This window comes from Marinimicrobium alkaliphilum (assembly GCF_003259155.1).
Lineage (GTDB): Bacteria > Pseudomonadota > Gammaproteobacteria > Pseudomonadales > Cellvibrionaceae > Marinimicrobium_A > Marinimicrobium_A alkaliphilum.
In genome coordinates, this window is sequence record NZ_QGMQ01000009.1 from 1 (window position 1) to 22,409 (window position 22,409).

At 55.2% G+C, this 22,409-nt stretch carries 16 protein-coding genes; 3 read left to right on the forward strand and 13 right to left on the reverse strand.

Annotated features, from left to right (window positions below; all coding sequences use genetic code 11):
- Window positions 1–270: 270 nt before the first annotated feature.
- The 7 genes from csrA to DKW72_RS13975 all read right to left on the reverse strand — a co-directional run bounded on the left by csrA (window position 271) and on the right by DKW72_RS13975 (window position 10,916).
- Entirely contained in the window at window positions 271–471 is a 201-nt protein-coding gene (gene csrA / locus DKW72_RS13945) for a carbon storage regulator CsrA (RefSeq protein WP_111643002.1), read from the reverse strand.
- Window positions 472–702: 231 nt separating this feature from the next.
- Window positions 703–1,950 carry an aspartate kinase gene (locus DKW72_RS13950; protein ID WP_111643003.1) on the reverse strand — a complete coding sequence of 416 codons (1,248 nt, stop codon included), beginning with the start codon at window positions 1,948–1,950 and terminating at the stop codon, window positions 703–705.
- Window positions 1,951–2,096: 146 nt separating this feature from the next.
- Window positions 2,097–4,691, reverse strand: coding sequence for an alanine--tRNA ligase (alaS, locus tag DKW72_RS13955; protein ID WP_111643004.1), 2,595 nt, complete (start codon window positions 4,689–4,691; stop codon window positions 2,097–2,099).
- 68 nt (window positions 4,692–4,759) lie between these two features.
- Entirely contained in the window at window positions 4,760–4,954 is a 195-nt protein-coding gene (locus DKW72_RS13960; RefSeq protein WP_111643130.1) for a Trm112 family protein, read from the reverse strand.
- A 127-nt stretch (window positions 4,955–5,081) separates the two neighbouring features.
- Window positions 5,082–5,951, reverse strand: coding sequence for a M23 family metallopeptidase (locus tag DKW72_RS13965; protein ID WP_111643005.1), 870 nt, complete (start codon window positions 5,949–5,951; stop codon window positions 5,082–5,084).
- A 217-nt stretch (window positions 5,952–6,168) separates the two neighbouring features.
- Window positions 6,169–7,908 (reverse strand): RagB/SusD family nutrient uptake outer membrane protein, encoded by a 1,740-nt coding sequence (locus DKW72_RS13970; protein WP_111643006.1) that lies wholly within the window; start codon window positions 7,906–7,908, stop codon window positions 6,169–6,171.
- Between the two features lie 35 nt (window positions 7,909–7,943).
- Entirely contained in the window at window positions 7,944–10,916 is a 2,973-nt protein-coding gene (locus DKW72_RS13975; protein ID WP_198411367.1) for a SusC/RagA family TonB-linked outer membrane protein, read from the reverse strand.
- A 454-nt stretch (window positions 10,917–11,370) separates the two neighbouring features.
- Here DKW72_RS13975 and DKW72_RS13980 point away from each other — a divergent pair, with 454 nt between their 5' ends.
- The 3 genes from DKW72_RS13980 to DKW72_RS13990 all read left to right on the forward strand — a co-directional run bounded on the left by DKW72_RS13980 (window position 11,371) and on the right by DKW72_RS13990 (window position 15,393).
- Window positions 11,371–12,324, forward strand: coding sequence for an ROK family protein (locus DKW72_RS13980; protein ID WP_232522411.1), 954 nt, complete (start codon window positions 11,371–11,373; stop codon window positions 12,322–12,324).
- A gap of 65 nt (window positions 12,325–12,389) precedes the next feature.
- On the forward strand, window positions 12,390–13,751 hold the full coding sequence (locus DKW72_RS13985) for a sugar porter family MFS transporter (protein WP_232522412.1): 1,362 nt from the start codon (window positions 12,390–12,392) through the stop codon (window positions 13,749–13,751).
- A 34-nt stretch (window positions 13,752–13,785) separates the two neighbouring features.
- Complete coding sequence (locus tag DKW72_RS13990; RefSeq protein ID WP_111643007.1) at window positions 13,786–15,393, forward strand: glycoside hydrolase family 32 protein; 1,608 nt, start codon at window positions 13,786–13,788, stop codon at window positions 15,391–15,393.
- Between the two features lie 115 nt (window positions 15,394–15,508).
- Here DKW72_RS13990 and DKW72_RS13995 read toward each other — a convergent pair whose 3' ends face one another.
- The 6 genes from DKW72_RS13995 to zwf all read right to left on the reverse strand — a co-directional run bounded on the left by DKW72_RS13995 (window position 15,509) and on the right by zwf (window position 22,349).
- Entirely contained in the window at window positions 15,509–16,729 is a 1,221-nt protein-coding gene (locus DKW72_RS13995) for an ROK family transcriptional regulator (RefSeq protein ID WP_111643008.1), read from the reverse strand.
- 141 nt (window positions 16,730–16,870) lie between these two features.
- Window positions 16,871–18,319: a pyruvate kinase gene (gene pyk / locus DKW72_RS14000; protein ID WP_111643009.1), complete on the reverse strand. Its 1,449-nt coding sequence runs from the start codon at window positions 18,317–18,319 to the stop codon at window positions 16,871–16,873.
- 24 nt (window positions 18,320–18,343) lie between these two features.
- Window positions 18,344–19,351: a type I glyceraldehyde-3-phosphate dehydrogenase gene (gene gap, locus DKW72_RS14005; RefSeq protein WP_111643010.1), complete on the reverse strand. Its 1,008-nt coding sequence runs from the start codon at window positions 19,349–19,351 to the stop codon at window positions 18,344–18,346.
- Between the two features lie 66 nt (window positions 19,352–19,417).
- Window positions 19,418–20,050 carry a bifunctional 4-hydroxy-2-oxoglutarate aldolase/2-dehydro-3-deoxy-phosphogluconate aldolase gene (locus DKW72_RS14010; protein WP_111643011.1) on the reverse strand — a complete coding sequence of 211 codons (633 nt, stop codon included), beginning with the start codon at window positions 20,048–20,050 and terminating at the stop codon, window positions 19,418–19,420.
- Between the two features lie 107 nt (window positions 20,051–20,157).
- Window positions 20,158–20,871 (reverse strand): 6-phosphogluconolactonase, encoded by a 714-nt coding sequence (gene pgl / locus DKW72_RS14015; RefSeq protein WP_111643012.1) that lies wholly within the window; start codon window positions 20,869–20,871, stop codon window positions 20,158–20,160.
- Window positions 20,871–22,349, reverse strand: a complete 1,479-nt coding sequence (zwf, locus tag DKW72_RS14020) for a glucose-6-phosphate dehydrogenase (RefSeq protein WP_111643013.1) — start codon at window positions 22,347–22,349, stop codon at window positions 20,871–20,873. Before zwf ends, pgl begins: the two co-directional genes overlap by 1 nt.
- Between the last annotated feature and the right edge of the window lie 60 nt (window positions 22,350–22,409).

Here is a 22,409-nt window from a genome sequence, read left to right on the forward strand (position 1 = left end):
GGGATTCGAACCCTCGATACCGGATTAGGGTATACTCCCTTAGCAGGGGAGCGCCTTCAGCCACTCGGCCACCTCTCCGTGTTTCTGGTTGACTGGTTGCCCTCGTCAACAGGTGCGGCATGATACCAATACCTGACGAAAAATCAAAGCCTTATGAAAAAAAATGTTTGCTCTTAAGCGCGAACATTGAACACATGCTCACCCATAGTCTCAAATAAAAACGCGGCACACCCTCACTGGCTGCGCCGCGTTCTCAGTAACTCGTGCTGCTTAGCTTACCGGGTCGTCTTGCTGACCTTGCTGCTGTTTTTCACGCTGGATCCGCTGGTAGATTTCTTCGCGGTGAACAGCGATATCTTTGGGTGCGTTGACACCGATACGTACCTGGTTACCTTTCACACCCAGTACAGTTACAGTGACTTCGTCGCCAACCATCAAGGTTTCGCCAATACGGCGGGTTAATATCAACATTGTTTATCTCCTTCACTCATCCTGTAAGAACATGACTTGGACTCCATTGTCGGCTGTCATGCCCGACTAACCCCCTGCCGCCTACCATCAGTCACTGCCAATAGGCCGCGTTAATAGTGTAGGCGAAAAAGGGCCGTACCCCCAAAATCAGCTGTTTTGTTATTACCCTACAGCCTTGTTATCCACTTTCGATCTAACATAGTCCACTTTACCAGAATTGACGAGTAACCGCTAACCCCGAGTACTGCTTTCGGCGGGCTCTGCGTCCAAGCCAAAGGCTGTATGTAAACAGCGCACCGCCAACTCCAGATACTTCTCTTCGATAATCACCGAAATCTTGATTTCTGAGGTGGTGATCATCTGAATATTGATATTGTCCTCGGCCAACGCGGTGAACATGCGCGACGCCACGCCGGCATGAGACCGCATGCCGACGCCAACAATTGACACTTTCGCCACCTGGTCGTCACTGAGCACTTCCCGGGCGCCAATCGCCTTGGCAACACCTTCCAATACCGACACCGCTTTTTGCATATCGTTCTTGTTCACCGTAAACGTCAGGTCGGTCGTGTTATCTGCCGAGACGTTCTGAACGATGACGTCAACTTCAATATTCGCAGCGCCAATGGGCGCCAGGATACGCGATGCGACGCCGGGCGTATCAGGAACGCCGGCGACAGTGACTTTGGCTTCATCGCGGTTGAATGCGATGCCGGAAACAACAGGCTGCTCCATGGTATTTTCTTCCTCGTCGAGGGTGATCAGAGTTCCAGGGCCTTCTTTAAAGCTGGACAGGACACGCAGAGGCACCTTGTACTTGCCCGCAAATTCGACCGAGCGAATCTGCAGCACTTTGGAACCCTGGCTGGCCATTTCCAGCATCTCTTCAAAGGTAATTTTGTCGAGCCGACGCGCCTTTTCCACCACTCTCGGATCGGTAGTGTATACGCCATCAACGTCCGTATAGATCTGACACTCGTCGGCTTTCAGTGCCGCTGCAAGAGCCACACCGGTGGTGTCCGATCCGCCGCGCCCCAGCGTGGTGATGTTACCCTGCTCGTCAACACCCTGAAAGCCCGCCACCACGACCACGCGCCCGGCGCTCAGATCAGTGCGCATATTGGCTTCATCAATCGACTGAATGCGGGCCTTGGTGTGCGCGTTGTCGGTCAGGATCCGCACCTGGCCGCCGGTGTAAGAGCGGGCGTCCCAGCCGCGCTTTTTAAGCGCCATACACAGCAGGGCGATCGTGACTTGCTCACCGGTAGACACCAGGACATCCAGCTCGCGCGGGTCCGGGGTGCTCTGAATGGCCTGCGCCAGGGCGATCAGCCGATTGGTTTCGCCGCTCATGGCGGATACCGCGATCACCATATCGTGCCCCTGGGCGCGAAACCCGGCGATCCGATCGGCGACCGCTTCAATGCGCTCAACGGTACCCACTGAGGTACCGCCGTATTTCTGCACAAACAAGCTCATGCCCGCTGTTCCCCTTCTGCCAAGGCCGTGCCACGCACAGCCTGTCATTCAATCGTTTTAGCGCCCTGCGAAATCACATCCGCTGATTAAAAGGCGCGCAATTAAACACCAGTTTTCAGGAAAAAGGTATCCCTGCTGATAAAAATTCAGGCCTTGGCCTCCACCCAGGAAATCACCGAGGCCAGTGCCTGATCGAGCGCAGCCACATCGGTGCCCCCGCCCTGGGCCATATCCGGTCGACCGCCGCCTTTACCACCTACCTGTTCAGCCACGTGACGCATCAGATCACCCGCCTTGAAGCGGTCGGTCAGGTCTTTGGTAACGCCCGCAACCAGTGCAATCTTGTCGCCCTCGACCGCAGCCAACAAAACCACCGCGCTGCCGAGCTTGTTCTTGAGCTGGTCGGCACTGTCGCGCAGGGATTTGGCATCCGCACCTTCCAGGTTCACGGCCAATACCTTGACACCTTTTACGTCCTGCGCCTGACTGGCGATGTCGCTGCTGCCCGAGGCGGCCAATTTGGTTTTGAGTGCCGCCAAGTCCTTTTCGAGCTTCCGATTCTGAGCCAGAAGCTGTTCGAGTTTATCGGCCAGGTTATCGGGCTTGGTCTTCAAGGTTTTGGCCGCCTTGTCCACCAGTGCTTCGGCGCGATCAAAGGCCGCCAGCGCCCGAGCACCGGTGACCGCCTCGATCCGGCGGACCCCGGAGGCAATACCGGACTCCGAAGTAATGCGCAGCAGGCCGATATCACCGGTGCGGCGCACGTGGGTGCCGCCACAGAGCTCCACCGAGAAGCCGTCGCCCATGGTAAGCACTCGCACCTCGTTGCCGTACTTTTCCCCAAACAGCGCCATGGCGCCCTTGGCCTTGGCTTCCTCCATGTCACAGACTTCGATCTGGACATCGCTATTCAGACGAACCTGGTCGTTGACCAGGGTTTCGATCGCTTTCAACTCAGCCGGCTTGACCGCTTCAAAGTGGGAGAAGTCAAAACGCAGACGCTCGGAGTCCACCAGAGAGCCCTTCTGGGTGACGTGTTCGCCCAGCACCTGGCGCAAGGCGGCGTGCAAGAGGTGAGTTGCAGAGTGGTTCAGCGCTGTCGCCTGACGCACGCCGCCATCAACTTGGGCCTCGAGCCTGTCGCCCTCGGCAATGCTGCCGTGCAGCAGCACGCCAACATGCAAATGAGCGTCGCCCTGCTTGACGCAGTCGCGCACTTCAAAGCGCACATCCCCCAGTTGCAGATACCCGCAATCGCCCACCTGGCCGCCGGACTCGGCATAGAAGGGGGTACGGTCGAGTAAAATCGCGCCTTCTTCCCCCTCTATCAAGCGCTCAACCTCGGCGCCGCCCTTGAGCAGAGCCAGGACAGTGCCCTGCTCGGCGAGCTGGGTGTAGCCCAAAAATTCAGTTTTCGGTAACTCCAGACCGGCGGCCGTGTAGTCCACTTTGAAGCTGCCGGCGGCGCGGGCGCGGGCGCGCTGGGCTTCCATGGCCTCCTCGTAGCCTGCCATATCGATACTCAGATCGCGCTCACGCGCGATATCGTTGGTCAGATCCACCGGAAAGCCGTAGGTGTCATAGAGCGTAAACACCACCTCACCGGGAATCTCGGAGCCCCTGACCTCGGCCAGTGCCTCTTCGAGCACGGCCATCCCCTTATCCAGGGTCTTTTCAAACTGCTCTTCTTCCTGCAGCAACACCTTGGCAATCTGCGCTTTGCGTTCAAGCAACTCTGGGTAGGCATCGCCCATCACCTCGGCCAGAGCATCCACCAGCGTGTGGAAAAAGGCCTGCTGCTGGCCCAGTTTATGGCCGTGGCGAATGGCGCGACGGATAATCCGGCGCAGGACATAGCCGCGCCCCTCATTGGAGGGCATGACCCCGTCACTGACCAGAAAGGCGCAAGAACGGATGTGGTCGGCAATCACGCGCAACGACTTATGCTCCAGGTCGTCGCTGCCGGTCGCCTTGGCGGCGGCTTTGAGCAGGTGCTGAAACAGGTCGATCTCGTAGTTGGTGTGCACGCCCTGCATCACGGCAGCAATACGTTCCAGTCCCATCCCGGTATCAATGGAGGGGTTGGGCAACGGTTTGAGCTCGCCGTCGCCCTGGCGCTCGTACTGCATAAATACCAGATTCCAGATCTCGATATAGCGATCCAGGTCATCATTTTCGCTGCCTGGCGGGCCGCCGGGCACATCGGCGCCGTGGTCATAGAAAATCTCGGAGCTGGGGCCACAGGGACCTGTGTCGCCCATCTGCCAGAAGTTGTCTTCATCCAGGCGCGAGAAGCGCTCGGCGCTGACACCCACCTCCTTCAGCCAGATGTCGGCAGCCTCGTCGTCGCTCACATGCACGGTCACCCACAGGCGCTCTTCCGGCAAGCCCAGGGTCTTGGTCAGAAACTCCCACGCGTAATGGATCGCATCGCGCTTGAAGTAGTCGCCAAAACTGAAGTTGCCCAGCATTTCAAAAAAGGTGTGGTGACGCGCGGTGTAGCCGACGTTTTCGAGGTCGTTATGCTTGCCACCGGCACGCACACAACGTTGTGAGCTGGCAGCGCGGGTGTAGGGGCGTGGATCACTGCCCAAAAACACGTCCTTGAACTGCACCATGCCTGCGTTGGTGAACAGCAGGGTCGGGTCATTCCCGGGAATCAGGGAGCTACTGGGCACAACGGTGTGCCCCTTGCTTTCAAAAAAGGTCAGAAAGGCGTCGCGTATCTGTGCGCTCTTCATAGTCCGTCCGTATCGTCTGGTTTCGTCGTCTATCCGGGTTGATCGGGCGTCGCTAACGCCCACTGCAGTCAGTGCTTGGCCCGCTCTTTCTCATCCTGGCTCAGGGGCCTCGCCTCGCTTTCGAGCATCACCGGGATGCCATCGCGAATCGGGTAGGCAAGGCCGCTGGCCCGACAGATCAGCTCCTGATTCTGCTCGTCATACACCAGCTCACCCTTGCTCACCGGACACACCAGGATACTCAGCAATTTTTTGTCAATCACGGCCGTTCTCCCCGCCATTGGTTCCGCCTGTTGGGCGTGATAACCCAGAAAAGGCAAAGGGCAGTATCTTACACTGCCCTTTGCCGCTCTGTCTCTATGATCGCCGCTATCGCGGCGCTAAATTGCATCAATCATCGTCATCCATGGGGCCCACCAGAAACGTCGGATCAACGCGCTGGTCAAACCAGTTCATACGCCAATCCAGGTGCGGCCCTGTGGCCCGCCCGGTGGCCCCCACCTCGGCGATAATGTCACCCTGCGCTACCCGTTCGCCCTCCTCCACCAGAATCTTATGCAGGTGGATAAATGTCGAAGACAGGCCGTGGCCATGATCGACAATCAGGGTGCCACCGGAGAAAAACATGTCCGGGTGAGTCAGGGTCACCACGCCCGCCGCCGGCGCCCGCACGGGTGTTCCGGTTGGCGCCGCAATATCGACGCCGAAATGCGGCGCGCGCGGCTCGCCATTGAAGATCCGCTGGCTGCCGTACACCCCCGTAATGCGACCGCGCAGAGGCCACACAAAGGTCTCAGTAAAGTCGAGCAGGTCCGTTTCTACCTGGCGTGCGCGCCAGGCCTGGGCCGCCTCCTCGCGCGAGCGTTTGACTTGCTCCGGATCCGGGGTCACCGTCTGCTGCGGCACGCCATCAACCCGCTGGATACGGTACTCCCGCTGGCGCACCTCAAAAAGATGCTCGCGCTCCTCACCGTCGGGCGCACGGGTCAACAAGCGCGCTTCGGGCTCAAAGTCCCGCCCCAAGCCAATCACGAAATGGCCTGAATCGCTGACCCTGACCTGCCTATCCAGAAATTGGATTTCAGTGCCGGGACGGACCTGCCCCCGGACAATGGTGCCCTGCGCCCATTCGCCGTCGAGGCTCTTAAAGGGCGACTCAACCGTCTCACTGACAGCGCTTACAGACAACACCGTCAGCAGAACGCTACAGGCGCCCCTAAACAGCACTCGAAGCGCACCAAAACGCCAAGCATTGATCATAATTTAATCACTCACTCATAGACACACCCTCGTTGTACCACAGAAGATGCGAAAATTCAGCTTTGAGAAGGCGTATCGGGCCGCAAAAGGTAGGGACAAAAAAAAGGGGCGTCAATTGACGCCCCCGTACCAAAGAAACTTGGCACCAACATTGGGAGAGAGACCACCCAGAAATTGATTCTCGCGGCCACCCGCGCCGGGTGGCCAACACTATCGATCAGAGTTCCTCAGCATCGGGGTCGGAGGGTACATACCCCGGGTTCTGCACATACAGGCCGCCACTCAGGTTAATCTGCTGTTGTGGAATGGGCATGTACTCGTGCTTACCGGCCTGGAAATTGGCACCACTCAAGTAGGAGCGGCGCGTCTGCTCAACTTCCAGGTAATCATCGATCCAGTCTTTGGCAACACCCCAGCGAATCAGGTCGAAAAAGCGGTGACCCTCGAGGCCAAGCTCCAGCCGACGCTCCCAGCGCAGGGCTTCACGGGCCTGCTCCTGATTGGCGAAGCTGTCATAGGTCCCGACATTGTAGGTGCTATAACCGTCGGCCAACCGACCAGTGCTGCCCGCTGCGCGCTCACGGATGCGGTTGATAATCGGCAGCGCATCGTCTTGCCGCTCAAGCTCGATCAATGCTTCTGCTTTCCAGAGCAACACGTCGGCATAGCGCACCAGCACACTGTTCTTAGAGAACACAATAAAGGGACCGTTCTGCAATAAGCAGTCGCAGTCGGGATGCTGCAGCTCCTTCATGGACACAAAATTGCCATAGGTGCCGGGAGTCCGGGCCCAAGAATTGCCCTGATGGATCAGGTCCTCGTCATATTTGAAGGGCTTGCCCTCCATTGAGACCGTATGATCCAACCTCGGGTCAACAGCGTCCTGCGCGGGGTCGTAGTTGGTAGCGTTAAAGCTATCAAACATGGGCAAACCATCGCCATCGGTTTTGAACGCGTTAACAAAGTTATCAGTCGGAACATGAAAACCGCAGCAACCAAACTCAGGCGATTGCGGCGGGCTCAAAGCCCAAGGCCAGGCTGCCCGGCCATCGGGGCTGCCATCATCACGTGAACGCATGATCTGGAACACCACTTCTTCATTGTTCTCATGCTCATAGAGGAAGTTCTCAGCAAAGTCCTCAACCAAGGCATATTGGCCTGACTCTTCTATTTGTTCCACCAGGTCAACAACCTCTTCCAGCAGCTCCGTGCGTATCTCGACGACCCGGTGCTCGTCATCTTGCACATAGGCTTGAGACAGACGCGTTTTCGCCAGATAGGCCATCGCGGCGTAGCGATTCACACGACCTATTTGCGATTGCTGCTCAGGTAAATTATCCGCTGCAAACTGAAAGTCTTCCGCGATGCGATCCCATAGCTGCTGATCAGAAAGATCCCGATTGGAGAGCCCAATAACCTCTTCATTGGTCATCTCTTCGGTCACATAAGGGATATGTTTGTAATGTACTTTCAGGTTCGAGTAGAAGAACCCACGAATAAACCGAAGTTCCGCAATACGCGCTTGCTTGAGGGGATAAACCTCCTCATCGACAGCGGATATTGTCCGAATTGCGGTATTCGCGCGGGATATCCCCGTGTAGTTCCTGACCCACATCTTGTTGTTAAGGTCAATCATATCCGGCGGAAACGATTCCCCGTCAGAGACGAGGGGCTCGTAGACTGATAGGGCGTGATAGGCAAAAATATCACTGGGGCCATTCCCCCCTTTATGCGCATCACCTGCGCGCAAATTGCCCGTTGCCCAGAATTCGTGCGGGGCGGTGTAGTGATCATTGCCCAGGTATGAGTAGGCTGCGGTCACCAGTCGATCCAGGTTCTCTTCGCTGGTCACCTGCTCCTCGCTCAATGCCGCCTTGGGTGAAACATCCAGTGATGTATCACAAGCCGACAAGGACAGAATAAAACCCGATAACATGACTTTGTATTTATTTTGCATAACAGTATCCTCAAAAACTTTAGCTAACAGCGAACTTAGAAGTTGACATTGAGACCAATGGTCAGACGACGTGGAATCGGGAATGCCGCTCCGGGCGCCTCCGGATCCTTACTGATCGTGCTGCTGGGTGTAATCGTCAACAGGTTCGAACCTTGAATATAGAAACGTCCACCTTGGGCGCCCAAGCGACTCCAGAAGTCAGGCCCCGGTGTATACCCCAGGGAAAGGTTGCGCAACTTCAGATAGCTCGCATCCTCATAGAAGTAGGTAGACGCTCGACCTTCGTTGTTGTTGTCCGCTAATGTCAGCGCAGGAATGGTTGAGTTGGCATTCTCAGGACTCCAGGAATCCAGCACGCGATCGCCATAGTTAGAGCCGGCATTCAGTGATACAAAATCTGTCAGATGCTGAAATCCTGTATTGACCATCCCGCCTTGAACACCTTGCCAGAACATACCGAAATCCCACTCGTTATAATTCAAGGTAAAGTTCACACCGTAAATGTAGTCCGGCTCTGGTACGCCGAAGAACACCTGGTCGGCTTCATCAATCACGCCGTCCCCGTTAACGTCGCGATAGCGGATTCGGCCCGGGCCTGCGCCAGACTGGCTGGCATGATCATCGACTTCCTCTTGGCTTTGAAAGAGACCGTCAGCCACATAGCCATAGAACGAGTTGACCGACCGACCCAGAATCGTATTGTCTCTGCCATCGCCCGGAAAGGAGTTAACCACCTCGTCGGGAAGGTCGACAACTGTGTTAGTGGCTCGCGACAAATTTGCAGAAATATCGTAGGTAAATATGCCCCAACGCTCGATCTCGAAGTCATTGGAGTAGCCCAATACAACCTCAAAACCTTCGTTCTCGATGGTGCCACCATTGACAACCATTTGCGCGCCTTCACCTTCTACGGCGAGCGGCTGGGTAGTCGTGAGAATGTCTTTAGTTTCTTTGGTAAACCAGTCAAAAGAGCCGTACAGACGATAATCGAACAGCGTGAAATCCACACCCACGTTGGTCTGCACCGATGTCTCCCACTTCAGATCCGGGTTACCGGTTGAGACTCGCGCAAACCCTGACGGCAAGTTTCCGCTCCCCGAACCGTTTAAATCGTATGCGGTCCCTTCATCCTGCTCAGCCGTGAAAAGCGTCTGAGTAGCATATCGAGGCTCAAAAACCGTCGATGTCGCACGGGTATTGATCTCTTGGTTACCGGTTTGCCCCCAACTCGCACGGAACATAAGCTCATCGACAAAATCAACATTGAAGAACTCTTCTTGCCCCAGACGCCAACCAGCGGATACTGCGGGGAAGTTACCCCAACGGTTGTTTTCACCAAAACGAGAGGATCCGTCACGGCGCAATGTCACAGAGCCCAAGTAGCGGTCATCGTAGTCATAGTCAAGCTTGGTGAAATAGGACTGCATCGACCACTCATCGCCGCCGCCACCGACCTGACGACCAGACGTCGCCTGGGAGAGAAACGCGAAATCCCTGTCATCCGACGCAAACTCCTGGCCAATACCCACGAAGTTTTCTGCTTTGAATTCAACGGTTTCAGTACCGCCCAGAACCGTGAAGTTGTGATTATCACCAAGCCCAAATTGATATTCTGCGGTGTTAGACCAAACCAGCGTTCTATTCCAGGCATTCTCTGTCGTCAGGAGGTCATCCCCCCGCAAGCTCCCCGCCTGAAACGCACGGCGATAGTTGCGAAGATAGAAGTTGGAGTAATTCACACCGTAATTAGAGCGCAACGTCAGGTTATCGATGGGCTGATACTCAACGTAGACAGAGCCTATGGCGCGATTATATTGAAGGTTGTTGTCCCTGGTCATTTCAATAATGCGGACAGGGTTGTCCCTGTCAGTGATACCACCTGTGGGGCCACCCCAGCCTTGTCCATCTACCGTTCGCACCGGGACAATGGATTGCTGCTCCAAGCTGAGGCCAACGATTTCGCTGGCACGATCATTGACAATATTCTGACGTTGATTGGTAATGGTAAAGTTTTCGCCTACCGTTAGGCGCCCGTCCATGAAGTCATAGTCCGAGTTGACGGTAAACGACAAGCGATCAAAACGAGACCCTTCAACGACACCTTCCCTGTCGGTGTAGCCAATGGAGGTATAGACTCTGGAATTCTCTCCCCCCCCAGTCACTGAAGCGTTAACATTGGTGACTTTGGCCGGCTGGGTTACGAGACTGAACCAGTCAGTATTCGCTGCACGCATAGTGCGAGCACCGTCAATGTACCCGTCTTCGTCACCCAGCCGAACGCCACTCAGCTCCGGATTATCAAAATCGCGGTTCCAATCATAGGTATAAAGAGAGCTCACCGTATTCGGGTCTATGCGATCATTCACTGAAGCCTGCCAAATAGCACGGGCTCGCTGCTGAGAGTTGAGGGGGTTGACGTCGTAGCTAAATGAATCGAAGGACTGATCGGCGCTGAGATTAAAGGTAACCCGATCCCGTGTGCCACGTTTCGTCGTGATAACAATAACCCCGTTAGCCGCACGCGCACCGTAGATACTGGCCGTCGAGGCGTCCCGAAGCACCTGAACAGATTCGATGTCATTCGGGTTAAGCTCATGCATGCCTGCGGTCGTTGGAACACCGTCGATCACATACAGGGGATCGTTATTACCCAGAGGCCCCAGACCCTGTCCGCGGATGCGAACGGTGGCGGTGCTGTTCGGGTTGCCATCGGTCGTAATGAATACACCGGGAATGCGCCCCTGCAGACTTTCCATCACGTTGGCAGAGGGGATGTCTTCAATCTCTGACATATCAACCCTGCTTGCCGCACCGGTAATATTCCGGGCTTCTACCACCGAATAACCGGTAACGAGGATATCTTCGAGCAGACGCGGCTCAGCCGTGTCGCCAGAAGCCGTCGCCTGGCCACCGCTTACGGCCTCTTCTTGAAGCTCGTCCGGCGCCTGCGCATGAACCGAGCTGATAGCGCACGCCAGTGCACTCATCAGAAAGACAGACTTTTTCATATGTTTATCTCCAATTATTATTGATGGTCGATTACGAACGAGCCGAGAATCCCCAACCCCCCGCTTCAGAGCGGCCAATGACTGAACATAGACTCAGCCGCGTCATACCCTTGTGTGTCACCGAATCACTGCACTAACACACCTAACTGCGAACGTCGGGCCGCCTGAACCAAGCGAAAGCGAGCCTTTCACAGCACTTTTTCATCTTCAGTTAATATACTTACACAGAGTGTGATTTAATTTCAAGGGGAATCAGTCTAACTTTTTAAAGAACTATCACAAATGACCTAAAGGCCGCGTATTTATAGTACAACTAAGATTAAATTTCACATTGACACAACTAATTCACCGTGATTTACTATTAAAAATTGAGTTTGTCTATGCATGACTGGTTGGGGCGACTGCCTCACAATAGGCGCTCTTACACACTGAATAAGCGATAAGAGAGGGTTCCGTGATCACTCCGAAACTGTATGGCGGTCTAGAAGCCGGCGGTACCAAATTCAACTGCGTACTGGCACACACCCCGTCGAAGATCCTGGCTCGGGCCAGCTTCCCTACGACCACTCCGGAAGAAACCATCGGGCACGTTATCGATTTTTTCCAGTCCGCCAGCCGCGAGCGCGGCCCCCTGAGCGCCCTGGGCATCGCCAGTTTCGGGCCCGTCGACCGCTCGACCGGGTCTGAAACTTATGGTTACATCACCGCGACACCCAAGCTCAAATGGGTGGACACAGACTTATTAGGGCAGATCGCGAATGCACTCCGGGTTCCCGCTGAATTTGATACCGATGTCAATGGCGCGGCCTTGGGAGAAGGTGTTCTAGGGGCGGCGAAAGGGCTCGAAAACTACGTCTATGTGACCATCGGCACCGGCGTCGGCGCGGGTATCATGGCCAATGGACGCCCGGTCAATGGCGCCATTCACCCGGAAGTGGGGCATATTTTCATCCCGCGGGACCCTCAAGATACTGATTTTCCTGGCGCCTGCCCCTATCACGGCGACTGCCTTGAAGGTTTGGTAGCCGGCCCCGCACTCGAACAACGCTGGGGCTGCAAGGCCGATCAATTACCCGTGGACCACCAGGCATGGGACATTCAGGCACGGTACTTGGCAATCATGTGTATCAACCTGACCGTCTGCTACTCTCCCGAAAGAATCATTCTCGGCGGCGGCGTGATGCAGCAGGGCCATCTATTCCCCAAAATTCGTGCCCATTTCAAGAAACTGATGAACGGCTACGAACAGGGCCCCGCCGCCGGCAACCTGGAGAACTTCATCGTACCGCCCGGGCTCGGCAACGCCGCCGGTGAAACAGGTGCACTATTGATGGCCCAGCGCACCGCAGAACGTCTGGAGCAACCGCCCGGCGACATGACCTCCACTATCAACCGAGTTCAGCAATAGACGTCGGTCCAGGACCTTCAAGAGGCCAGCGACCCACTCACAATAACCCTAAAAGAGGTAAAACCATGAGTACTCACGCTCCCACTCAAACGGATATGCCGGTGCAGTCAAGGCTGCCGGTCATATTCGCGACCATTGTAGCCGCCTTGGGCGGTCTACTCTTCGGGTTTGATACCGCCGTCATATCTGGCGCAACCGAATCGCTCCAGACCGAGTTTGCCCTGAGCAACAATGCCCTCGGGTTTACGGTTGCGATTGCCTTGATCGGTACGGTTATCGGCGCCATCGGTGTCGGTAAACCGGCTGACCTGATCGGTCGCAAGCGCATGCTGATGCTGATTGGCGTCTTTTACCTGATCTCGGCCCTCGGCAGTGCACTCGCAACCGACTGGACGCTTTTTCTGTTTATGCGCTTTATCGGTGGCCTGGCCGTGGGCGCGGCCTCGGTCGTGGCGCCGATGTACATCGCGGAGATTTCACCCTCCCATATGCGGGGTCGCCTGGTAGCACTGAATCAGCTTAACGTTGTGGGTGGCATTCTGCTGGCCTTCCTATCCAACTTCATTATTGGCTACCACCTCGAAGCCATGATCGCCTGGCGCTATATGCTGGGCATAGAAACGATTCCCGCCATCATTTTTATCGCGCTGCTGTTCTTCATCCCGGACAGTCCGCGCTGGCTGGTAAAAGTTGGCCGCCTCAACGACGCGAAGCAAGTGCTCGCCCGCCTGGGAGATCATGGTCCGCACATCGATACGAAAGTCGCTGAAATTCAGGAATCCCTGATCACCCAAGGCAGCGAAAAAGCCGACAAGCTCTTTCAAAAACGGTATATGTTTCCGCTCTTCTGCGCCTGGGCGGTTGCCATGTTCAACCAGCTATCCGGCATTAATGCGTTGATGTACTACGCACCGCGCATTTTTCAGATGGCCGGGTTTAGCGCCGAAGCGTCGTTACTTCAGGCGGTAATGGTCGGTGGCACCAACTTTCTCTTCACCGTCATTGCCCTATTCATGATCGATAAGTTTGGCCGCCGGCCGTTGCTCTTCATCGGTTCTGCCGGCACCGCCGCCGCACTCTTTCTGGTCGGCTTCCAGTTTATGTCTGAGGACACCAACGGCAATCTGGTTCTGATCGGGCTACTGGGCTTTATCGCGGCGTTTGCCATCTCTCAAGGGGCCGTTATTTGGGTGTTCATATCAGAAATATTCCCCAATACCGTGCGCGCCAAGGGTCAGGCCTTCGGTAGCTTTACCCATTGGTTTATGGCCGCCGTCATCTCCTGGACCTTCCCGATTATCGCCGACGTCAGCGGCGGCGCGATATTCTACTTCTTTGGCTTGATGATGGTTTTGCAATTCTTCTTTGTACTGAAAATCATGCCTGAAACCAAGGGCGTTCCCCTGGAAGACATGAAGTACAACTAACACCGTCTACGCAAACTACAGTTGGAGTAACACGATGAAAAATTTTACTAAAGCCGCCCTGTCACTGTCAGTCGCCGCCCTTTTGGGCGGCTGTAACGGCACCGGGCCAAACGTTGAGAAACAAGCCAGCGATGATGCGGTTCCCGTGTACAAACCCTACCGGGAGCAGTACCGTCCGCAGTTTCACTACACACCAAAAAAGAACTGGATGAACGACCCCAACGGTCTCGTTTATCACGATGGCGAATACCATATGTTCTACCAATACAACCCTTACGGCGACCGCTGGGGCCATATGAGTTGGGGGCACGCCATCAGTACTGACCTGGTGCACTGGGAGGAGCAAGGCGTTGCCATACTGGAAGACGAGGACTACATGATCTTTTCCGGTAGTGCGGTAGTAGACCACGGTAATACCACCGGCTTCGGCACCGACGAAAATCCCGCTATGGTCGCCATTTATACGGGCCATAGCCAAGTACCCGGCGGCGATCAGAACCAGCAACTCGCCTACAGTACAGACAACGGTCGTACCTGGACCAAGTATGAAGGCAACCCGGTACTTGACGAGAATATGGAGCACTTTCGTGACCCGAAAGTGGTTTGGCACGAAGAGTCCGAGCAGTGGCTTATGATCATTACACTGTCTGAAGATTTTGCGGTGAATTTTTACGGGTCTCCTAACCTGAAAGACTGGACGCTGCTAAGCCAGTTTACCGCCGAAGGCGCGCCGGTCGACAAAAACTGGGAATGCCCTGACATGTGGTACCTGCCCATTGACGGCGACCCCAACAACAAGCGCTGGGTGCTCGAAGTCGACCTCGGAGATGGCTCCATCGCGGGCGGCTCAGGCGGCATGTACTTTATCGGTGACTTTGACGGTGAAACCTTCACCACCGATACTTCCATACTGCCCGATTCAGCGGAGGGCCCCCACCAGTTCGTTGACTTTGGTGCTGACTACTACGCTGCTGTCTCTTGGTCCAATGTTCCGGAAGACGATGGTCGAGCCCTTTGGGTCGGCTGGATGAACAACTGGGACTACGCCAACTATATCCCCACTCACCCCTGGCGCAGCTCTCAGAGTATCCCCCGCTCTGTAGGCTTAACCGAGTTCAACGGCGGCCTGGCAATGGCCCAGCAACCAGTGGAAGAGCTCAAGGCACTGAGGACCCGGGAAATCACGGCTGAGAATCAATCGTTGAGTAATAATCGTGTATCTCTCACTGACAGCGCCGGCATCTATGGCCAGACCCTTGAACTCAAGGTTACTTTTGAGCCCGAAGATGCCGATGAGTTTGGGATAGACGTCCTGGTGGGTGACGGTGAGAAAACAACCATCAGCTACAATGTTCACAGCGAAGAGATCAGCTTTGACCGCTCACAGTCGGGTGATGTTGATTTTCATGAGAAGTTCTCCGGCGTTCATGTCGCCCCCATGCCGCTTGACGACGGAAAAGTTGAACTTCATATCTTTGTAGACTGGTCATCCGTCGAGGTGTTTGCCCACCGCGGCGCCGTGGTCTTCAGTAACAAAGTTTTTCCACACCATGAGAGCAAAGGCGTCGAAGTCTTCTCACGGGGAGGCACGACACGCATAAGCGATATCCAGGCTTGGCCGCTCAAGTCAATCTGGCAATAGGGTACTCTACTCCGTCGATCTGACACTTTGGGCCACAATATGTGGCCCTTTTTTTATAAAAAAACCGCCACAAAAGTGGCGGTTTTTCGAAAGCTCTTCGCGCTCACATTCGCCTTCAGCGCGTGATACGGTCAGGCACGCTACCCTTCAAAAGTACTGTCTTGTCGGCACCGAACGATGAATAAAACGGGAGAATCCCGCCACCGACAACAACCGCCTGATAACCGAGATCGCCTACCAATATTTCCGGAATAAAAATGTCCTTGGAGGCCAACTTTTTAATACGGCGCTCGACGATTGCAACCAACTCCTCGACAATAAAGCGCGGCAGACTCGCATCAATGACGATAGCCTTCAAGTCGAGAATACTGATCACCGACAGAAAAGCATGTACGAGCGCATCGGCGCAATCGTCCATCCACTCCTGAATCTGAACCCGAGCTGCATCAATATAATTGGGCAGCTCACCGATATGGCTAATCTCTATTCCACAAGAATTCAAATGCTTACGCAATGAGAGCAATGACGCACGTCGGGTGAGCAGCTCAAAGTAGCCCTCCGGCGGCGTGATACTTTTTAAGCGAGAATGGGGCACAGGCATTGAGGCGAGCTCTGCAGCGTTACCGTGAACCCCCGGCTCCAGATTGCCCTGCAACACCAGCCCACCGCCGATAAACGCTCCAATGTTGACGTAGAGAAAATCGGATATATCTTTGCCAACACCGAGTTGCAGCTCAGCGACAGCTGCCGCAGCGCCATCGTTCTCAAAGTAAACAGGCAACTCAACACGGCGCGCGACCTCTTCACTCATATTGAGACGCTGCCACTTTCCGGACAAGTCCTGCCCCATTTCCAAACCGCTCGGCCAAACCCCCATAAACCAGGGCATAGCTACGCCTACGCCGCGAATTCGGCTGCGTGCCGACTTGGACAGAGGCTCTTGAAGTTCCGGTACAAGGATTTCGATCTGGCCTAGGATGTAATCGGGGTCGGGCTCTTCAAACTGACGGGTAAACGATTGCAACGTTTTACCGGTAAAATCCATAAGAATCAGCTCGAGATCTCTACGCCCAACTTTAATTCCAATCGAGTAGGCGCCCGCAGGATTTAAGGTATAGAGTATCGACGGCTGACCCAGTCCTCCCAAGCGACGACCTTCTCGAATAACCAACTCTGCGCTTTCCAGGTCGTCGACAATGCGCGTGACCGCCTGCGGTGTAAGATTGGTCGCCCTTGCCAAATCAGATTTGGATGCTACCCGGTATTTTCTCAGAAATGTCAGTATAACCCGTTCGTTATAACGGCGAAGACCGCTCGCGTTACTGCCTTGACTCATGGTTGCCCCCAGCTTGCCCAATCGCACCTAGTGATCATAATTCTACATCTTAATCACACATTGTTAAATAGTCCATACAGTCTGGAAAGAAAAACGGCAGCCGAAGCTGCCGTTTCCATACACCCTGAAAAAGCTCAACGATTACTCGCTGATTTTTTCACCGACTTTGAGGATTTTCAGGGTATTGGTGCCGCCCAGGGCATTGCTGTCGCCGTGCGAGATGATCACCAGATCATCATCAGCCAGGTAGCTGGCTGATTTCAGGTGATCCACCGCCCGAATAAAGTCCTGCGGACCTGGCGCTTTGGTAGAATCAAACGCGACGGGATAAACACCGCGGTAAAGGGCAACGCGGCGCTGAGTATGAGTATCACGCGAGAAAGCGAAAATCGGCAACTGAGAACCGATTCGGGACATCAGGCGCGGCGTAGAGCCGGACTCTGTCAGTGCCACAATGGCCTTGACCCCGCTGAGGTGGTTGGCGCTGTACATAACTGCCAACGCGATCGACTCGTCAATGGCCTGAAACTCTTCGTTGACCCGGTAAGTGCTGGAACTCGCTTCCGGCTGCTCCTCGGCGCCCAGGATAATACGCACCATGGCTTCAACGGTTTGCACCGGGAAGTCACCGGCGGCCGTCTCCGCCGACAGCATCACCGCGTCAGTGCCGTCGAGTACCGCATTCGCCACATCGAACACTTCAGCGCGAGTCGGCAGTGGGCTGTTGATCATCGACTCCATCATCTGGGTCGCGGTAATCACTACCTTGTTCTGTGCGCGCGAGCGCTCGATGATGCGCTTTTGAGTACCGATCAAGGCTGCATCACCAATCTCGACCCCCAGATCACCACGGGCGACCATAACAGCATCACTGGCACCAATGATGGCATCCAGTGTTTCGTTGTCGGCAACCGCTTCCGCACGCTCAATTTTGGCCACCAAACCGGCTTTGCCACCCGCCTCGACCAGAAGCTTACGCGCCGTGTTCATGTCGTCGGCGCTGCGCGGGAAAGAGACCGCCAGGTAATCGACGTCGATGTCGGCAGCGGTTTTGATGTCGGCGAAGTCTTTTTCGGTCAACGCCGGCGCCGTCAAACCACCGCCCTGCCGATTGATGCCCTTGTTGTTGGACAGCGGGCCAGCGACGCGGGTCACGCAGTAAACTGCAGGCCCTTCAATACGCTCAACTTCAAGGACCACGCGGCCATCATCCAGCAAAAGCATATCGCCGGTCTGACAATCATTGGGCAGCTCTTTGTAGTCAATGCCCACACGCTCTTTGGTGCCGGCATCACGCTCCAGGGAGGCATCCAGAATGAATTTGTCGCCGATGGCCAAGTGAATCTTGCCTTCTGCAAAACGCGCGATGCGAATCTTGGGGCCTTGCAGGTCGCCCAGAACAGCCACGTAACGATTGTGCTTCTTGGCCAACTCACGGACCATGACTGCCCGGCGACGGTGATCGTCCGGGGAGCCGTGGGAGAAGTTCAGGCGCACGACATCAACACCGGCCAGGACCAGCTGTTCCAGAACTTCCGGTGACTCGGAAGCCGGCCCCAGAGTACTGACGATTTTGGTTCGTCTCAACATAATAATCTGTGTCTCTCAGTTGTCTTACTTGGCGTTCATCAGGGCGATGGTATTGTCCAACATGCGGTTGGAGAAGCCCCACTCGTTGTCATACCAGGACATGATTTTGACCCAACGGCCAACCACTTTAGTCTGGCGCGAGTCAAAATTGGACGACGCTGGATCATGATTAAAGTCGATAGAAACCAGAGGCTCATCGTTGTACTTAAGCACGCCCGGCATCTCTTTCTCAGCCGCTTCCTTCATCGCCGCGTTGACTTCTTCAGCGGTGGTTTCCTTTTTGACCAGCACATTCAGATCCACCACAGAAACGTTGATGGTCGGCACACGAACCGCCATACCGTCGAGTTTGCCTTTCAGCTGCGGCAGCACCAACGCAACAGCGCGAGCCGCACCGGTAGACGTCGGGATCATGGACTGGGTGGCAGAACGTGCACGGTAAACGTCCTTGTGGAAGACGTCACTCAGGTTCTGATCGTTGGTATAAGCGTGAATGGTGGTCATGGAGCCCATTTCAATGCCGAATTTATCGTCCAGCACCTTGGCCACCGGTGCCAAGCAATTGGTGGTGCAGGAAGCATTGGAGATAATCTGATCCGAGGCTTTGAGCTCGTTGTCATTGACACCGTAGACCACAGTACGATCAACGTCGGTGCCCGGCGCTGAGATGATCACTTTTTTGGCGCCGGCATCCAGATGCGCCTTGGCTTTGTCACGGCTGGTGAAAATGCCAGTGCACTCATACACAACGTCAACACCCAGCTTGCCCCACGGCAGCTCGGCCGGGTTACGCTCGGAAGTAATCTGGATTTCGTCGCCATTGACGACCATCTTGTCACCGGCTACTGATACTTCTCCCGGGAAACGACCGTGAACCGAGTCGTACTTGGTCAGGTGCGCGTTAAGCTCTGCGTCGCCCAGGTCGTTGATGCCAACGATCTGAATCCGATCGCGGTAGCCAGACTCGTACAGTGCGCGCAAGACATTACGGCCAATACGGCCATAGCCGTTAATTGCTACTTTGATGGTCATAGGTTTCTCCTCTTAAAAAAGTTCATGCCCGCTCATAAGCGGGCATTCTCAATACGGTATTCGGGGTTAACGAGCCAGGCTTGCCGCTTCACGGGCGCGCTTTTCAATCTCATCCCAGCGCTTGCCCGACACCAGATCCTTGGGCACCATCCAGGAGCCGCCGACGCAGGCGACGTTGGGAAGCTTCAGGTATTCGGGCGCCTTGTCCAGGTTGATCCCGCCGGTGGGGCAGAAGGTAATCTGAGGAAGGGGACCACCGATGGACTTGAGCATCGGCACGCCACCGGCGGCTTCCGCCGGGAAAAACTTCAGGTGCTTGAAGCCGTGAGCCAGCAAATTCATTGCCTCACTCGGCGAGGCAATGCCCGGCAGAAGCGGCACGCTGCTGTTCTTGGCGGCTTCAATCAGTACGGGTGTGGTACCCGGGCTTACCAGAAAGGTGGAACCGGCCTTAATGGCATTGTCCAGATCTTCCGGGGTAACGATGGTACCAGCGCCGATTACGGCATCCGGCGGCAGCGCGTCTTTCATGGCGCTGATAGCATCCAGAGCTACTGGCGTGCGCAAGGTGATTTCCAGAACCTTCAGACCACCGTTGTAAAGAGCTTGCGCCAGGGGTACGGCGTCTTCGAGATCATCAATTACGATGACCGGCACCACCGGTGCCACCTTCAAAATCTGGTCAATAGTCAATCCCACTATCGTTTCCTCATCTGGTATACGTTGAATGGTTGATTACGAGCCCGCACAGCACTTGCGCCTGCAGCTGTGATTGTTGTTTTACTCGCTTGTTTACTCGCAGAAAATCATGGTGCCCAATAGACTGTTACCGGGACCTGGGTTTGGCGCAGTATCGCCCGAATGGGCATGGCTTCGACATCATCGCCCGCCTGCGCGGCGCGCAGGGTCTCCAGCTTGTCGTCACCCGTAATCAATAGCACCAGCTCGCGTGCTTTTAGCAAGCCGTTCAGGTTCAGGGTCATGCGCTCGACATAATCCCCGGTTACCTCGCTTGGTGTGGCCTTAATGGCAGCGCACAGCCGCTCCGCATCCGGGTCCAGAGCGTCGCTCAGGCCCTCGGCATGGGGGAACAATGACGCCGTATGGCCGTCTTTGCCCAAGCCGAGAATAGTAACATCAAATGGCGTTTTTAGCTGCTGATATTGCATTTCACAGGCATTCAGCCCTGTTTTCGGGTCGAATTCGGCGTTTTTCATGCCCAATAGGCGAATATCTGCTGCCGCATTCTGACGGAAGGTACGTGCTACAAAAGCTTCGTTGCTTTTGTCATGATCAAAGTCAACCCAGCGCTCATCCACCAACGCCACAGTCACTTTGGACCAATCCAGGCTATCGACCTTGCTCAGTGCTTCGTACAACTGGGCCGGCGTGCTGCCGCCTGAGGCCAGGAAACTGGCCTCCTCACCGGCATCAAGTGCCCGCCTGAGCTGGGCAGCACAGTCGTCAGTCAGCGCAGCGACCAGGGCTTCTCGCGTATCAAACAGGCGTTCGGTAACCATCAATTCGCCTCCGGGCTGGTGAATTCCTCAACGTTGAACCAGCTGCGGCCGTCCTGCTCAAGCATCTCCTCAGCGGCCTCTGGCCCCCAACTGCCAGCCTCATAGGCATGCGGTTTATTCTCGGGGCGTTGCCAGGCTTCAATGATGGGATCGATCCAGCGCCAGGCAGCATTGACCTCGGCGCGGTGAATAAACAGGCTCGGGTCATTGGCCGCCGCATCCATGATCAACCGCTTATAGGCATCGCTGACAATTTTCTTGTAGGTGTCAGCGAAGTTGAGGTTGAGCACCACCGGCTCCAGACGAATATCAGTGCTTTCCAGATCCTTGGAGGTAATAATCACCTGCATCAACTCTTCGGGCTGCAGACGAATCACCAGGCGGTTCGGGTGCAGTTGACCTGCCTCCTCGGGATACACCCGGTGCGACACATCTTTGTATTGAATAATGATTTCGGCACAACGCTTTTTCATGCGCTTACCGGTGCGCAAATAGAAAGGCACTTTTGCCCAGCGCCAGTTGTCGATGTGCGCGCGAATGGCGACAAAGGTCTCCGTGGTACTGTCTTCACCCAGTTCATCCAGGTAACCCGGTACATCTTTGCCATTCATTTTACCGGTCACGTATTGGCCACGTACGGTGTGCTCTTTGACCGCATCCCACTTGAGCGGGCGCAAAGCCTTGAGCACTTTGATCTTCTCTGCGCGAATGTCATCGGCGTCCAATTTGTTGGGCGATTCCATGGCGACCAGACACAAGAGTTGCAGCAGATGGTTTTGAACCATATCGCGCAATGCACCCGCGCCGTCGTAGAAACCGGCGCGCCCTTCCAGGCCCACAGTTTCCGAGATACTGATCTGCACATTGTCGATGGTCTTGGCATCCCAAAGGTGCTCAAAAATACCGTTGGTAAAACGCAGTGCCAGGAGGTTTTGAACCGTTTCCTTGCCCAAGTAATGGTCGATACGGAAAATCTGGCGTTCATTGAAATACAAGCCAATTTCACTGTTGATCGCTTCGGCTGACTCCAGGTCATAGCCCAGCGGTTTCTCGACCACGACCCGCGCGGTATCGGTAATCAGGCCACACTGGGACAGGTTTTTACAGCAAGTGCCGAACACCCCCGGAGGCGTGGCCAGGTAGAACACCCGCTCTTTGCTGCCTTTTTTCAGAAACTGGGCAAGGTCGTCCCACTTTTCATCCTTGCTGGCGATATCCACCAGTTTGGGGTGAATCATTTTGGCAAAGCTGTCCCACTGCTTTCTGTTGAACTCACCTTCGCGCAAATACTTTTCCGCCGCCTCGCGAATAAAATCCTGATACTCTTCAACCGCTTTGGCCTTGCGCAACGTCGGTACAATCCGGGTGCCTTTACCCAGTTCATTATTTACGTGCGCCCGGTACATCGCGGGAATCAATTTACGCTGCGCCAAATCACCGGCACCGCCAAAAATTACAAAGTCAAACGCCTCTAGCATAGTGTTTTCCTGTTACCCATCGGTTAAGTCGCGCTCAATGCAACCGGGGAGCATCGCTCC

What these genes read in the sequence shown, in the direction of transcription:
- pyk (WP_111643009.1), bottom strand. Translation starts at nt 18,319, where the DNA reads ATGTTGAGACGAACCAAAATCGTCAGTACTCTGGGGCCGGCTTCCGAG.
- DKW72_RS13950 (WP_111643003.1), bottom strand. Translation starts at nt 1,950, where the DNA reads ATGAGCTTGTTTGTGCAGAAATACGGCGGTACCTCAGTGGGTACCGTT.
- DKW72_RS13970 (WP_111643006.1), bottom strand. Translation starts at nt 7,908, where the DNA reads ATGCAAAATAAATACAAAGTCATGTTATCGGGTTTTATTCTGTCCTTG.
- gap (WP_111643010.1), bottom strand. Translation starts at nt 19,351, where the DNA reads ATGACCATCAAAGTAGCAATTAACGGCTATGGCCGTATTGGCCGTAAT.
- DKW72_RS13985 (WP_232522412.1), top strand. Translation starts at nt 12,390, where the DNA reads ATGAGTACTCACGCTCCCACTCAAACGGATATGCCGGTGCAGTCAAGG.
- zwf (WP_111643013.1), bottom strand. Translation starts at nt 22,349, where the DNA reads ATGCTAGAGGCGTTTGACTTTGTAATTTTTGGCGGTGCCGGTGATTTG.
- alaS (WP_111643004.1), bottom strand. Translation starts at nt 4,691, where the DNA reads ATGAAGAGCGCACAGATACGCGACGCCTTTCTGACCTTTTTTGAAAGC.
- DKW72_RS13990 (WP_111643007.1), top strand. Translation starts at nt 13,786, where the DNA reads ATGAAAAATTTTACTAAAGCCGCCCTGTCACTGTCAGTCGCCGCCCTT.
- DKW72_RS13995 (WP_111643008.1), bottom strand. Translation starts at nt 16,729, where the DNA reads ATGAGTCAAGGCAGTAACGCGAGCGGTCTTCGCCGTTATAACGAACGG.
- DKW72_RS13975 (WP_198411367.1), bottom strand. Translation starts at nt 10,916, where the DNA reads ATGAAAAAGTCTGTCTTTCTGATGAGTGCACTGGCGTGCGCTATCAGC.
- DKW72_RS13965 (WP_111643005.1), bottom strand. Translation starts at nt 5,951, where the DNA reads ATGATCAATGCTTGGCGTTTTGGTGCGCTTCGAGTGCTGTTTAGGGGC.
- csrA (WP_111643002.1), bottom strand. Translation starts at nt 471, where the DNA reads ATGTTGATATTAACCCGCCGTATTGGCGAAACCTTGATGGTTGGCGAC.
- pgl (WP_111643012.1), bottom strand. Translation starts at nt 20,871, where the DNA reads ATGGTTACCGAACGCCTGTTTGATACGCGAGAAGCCCTGGTCGCTGCG.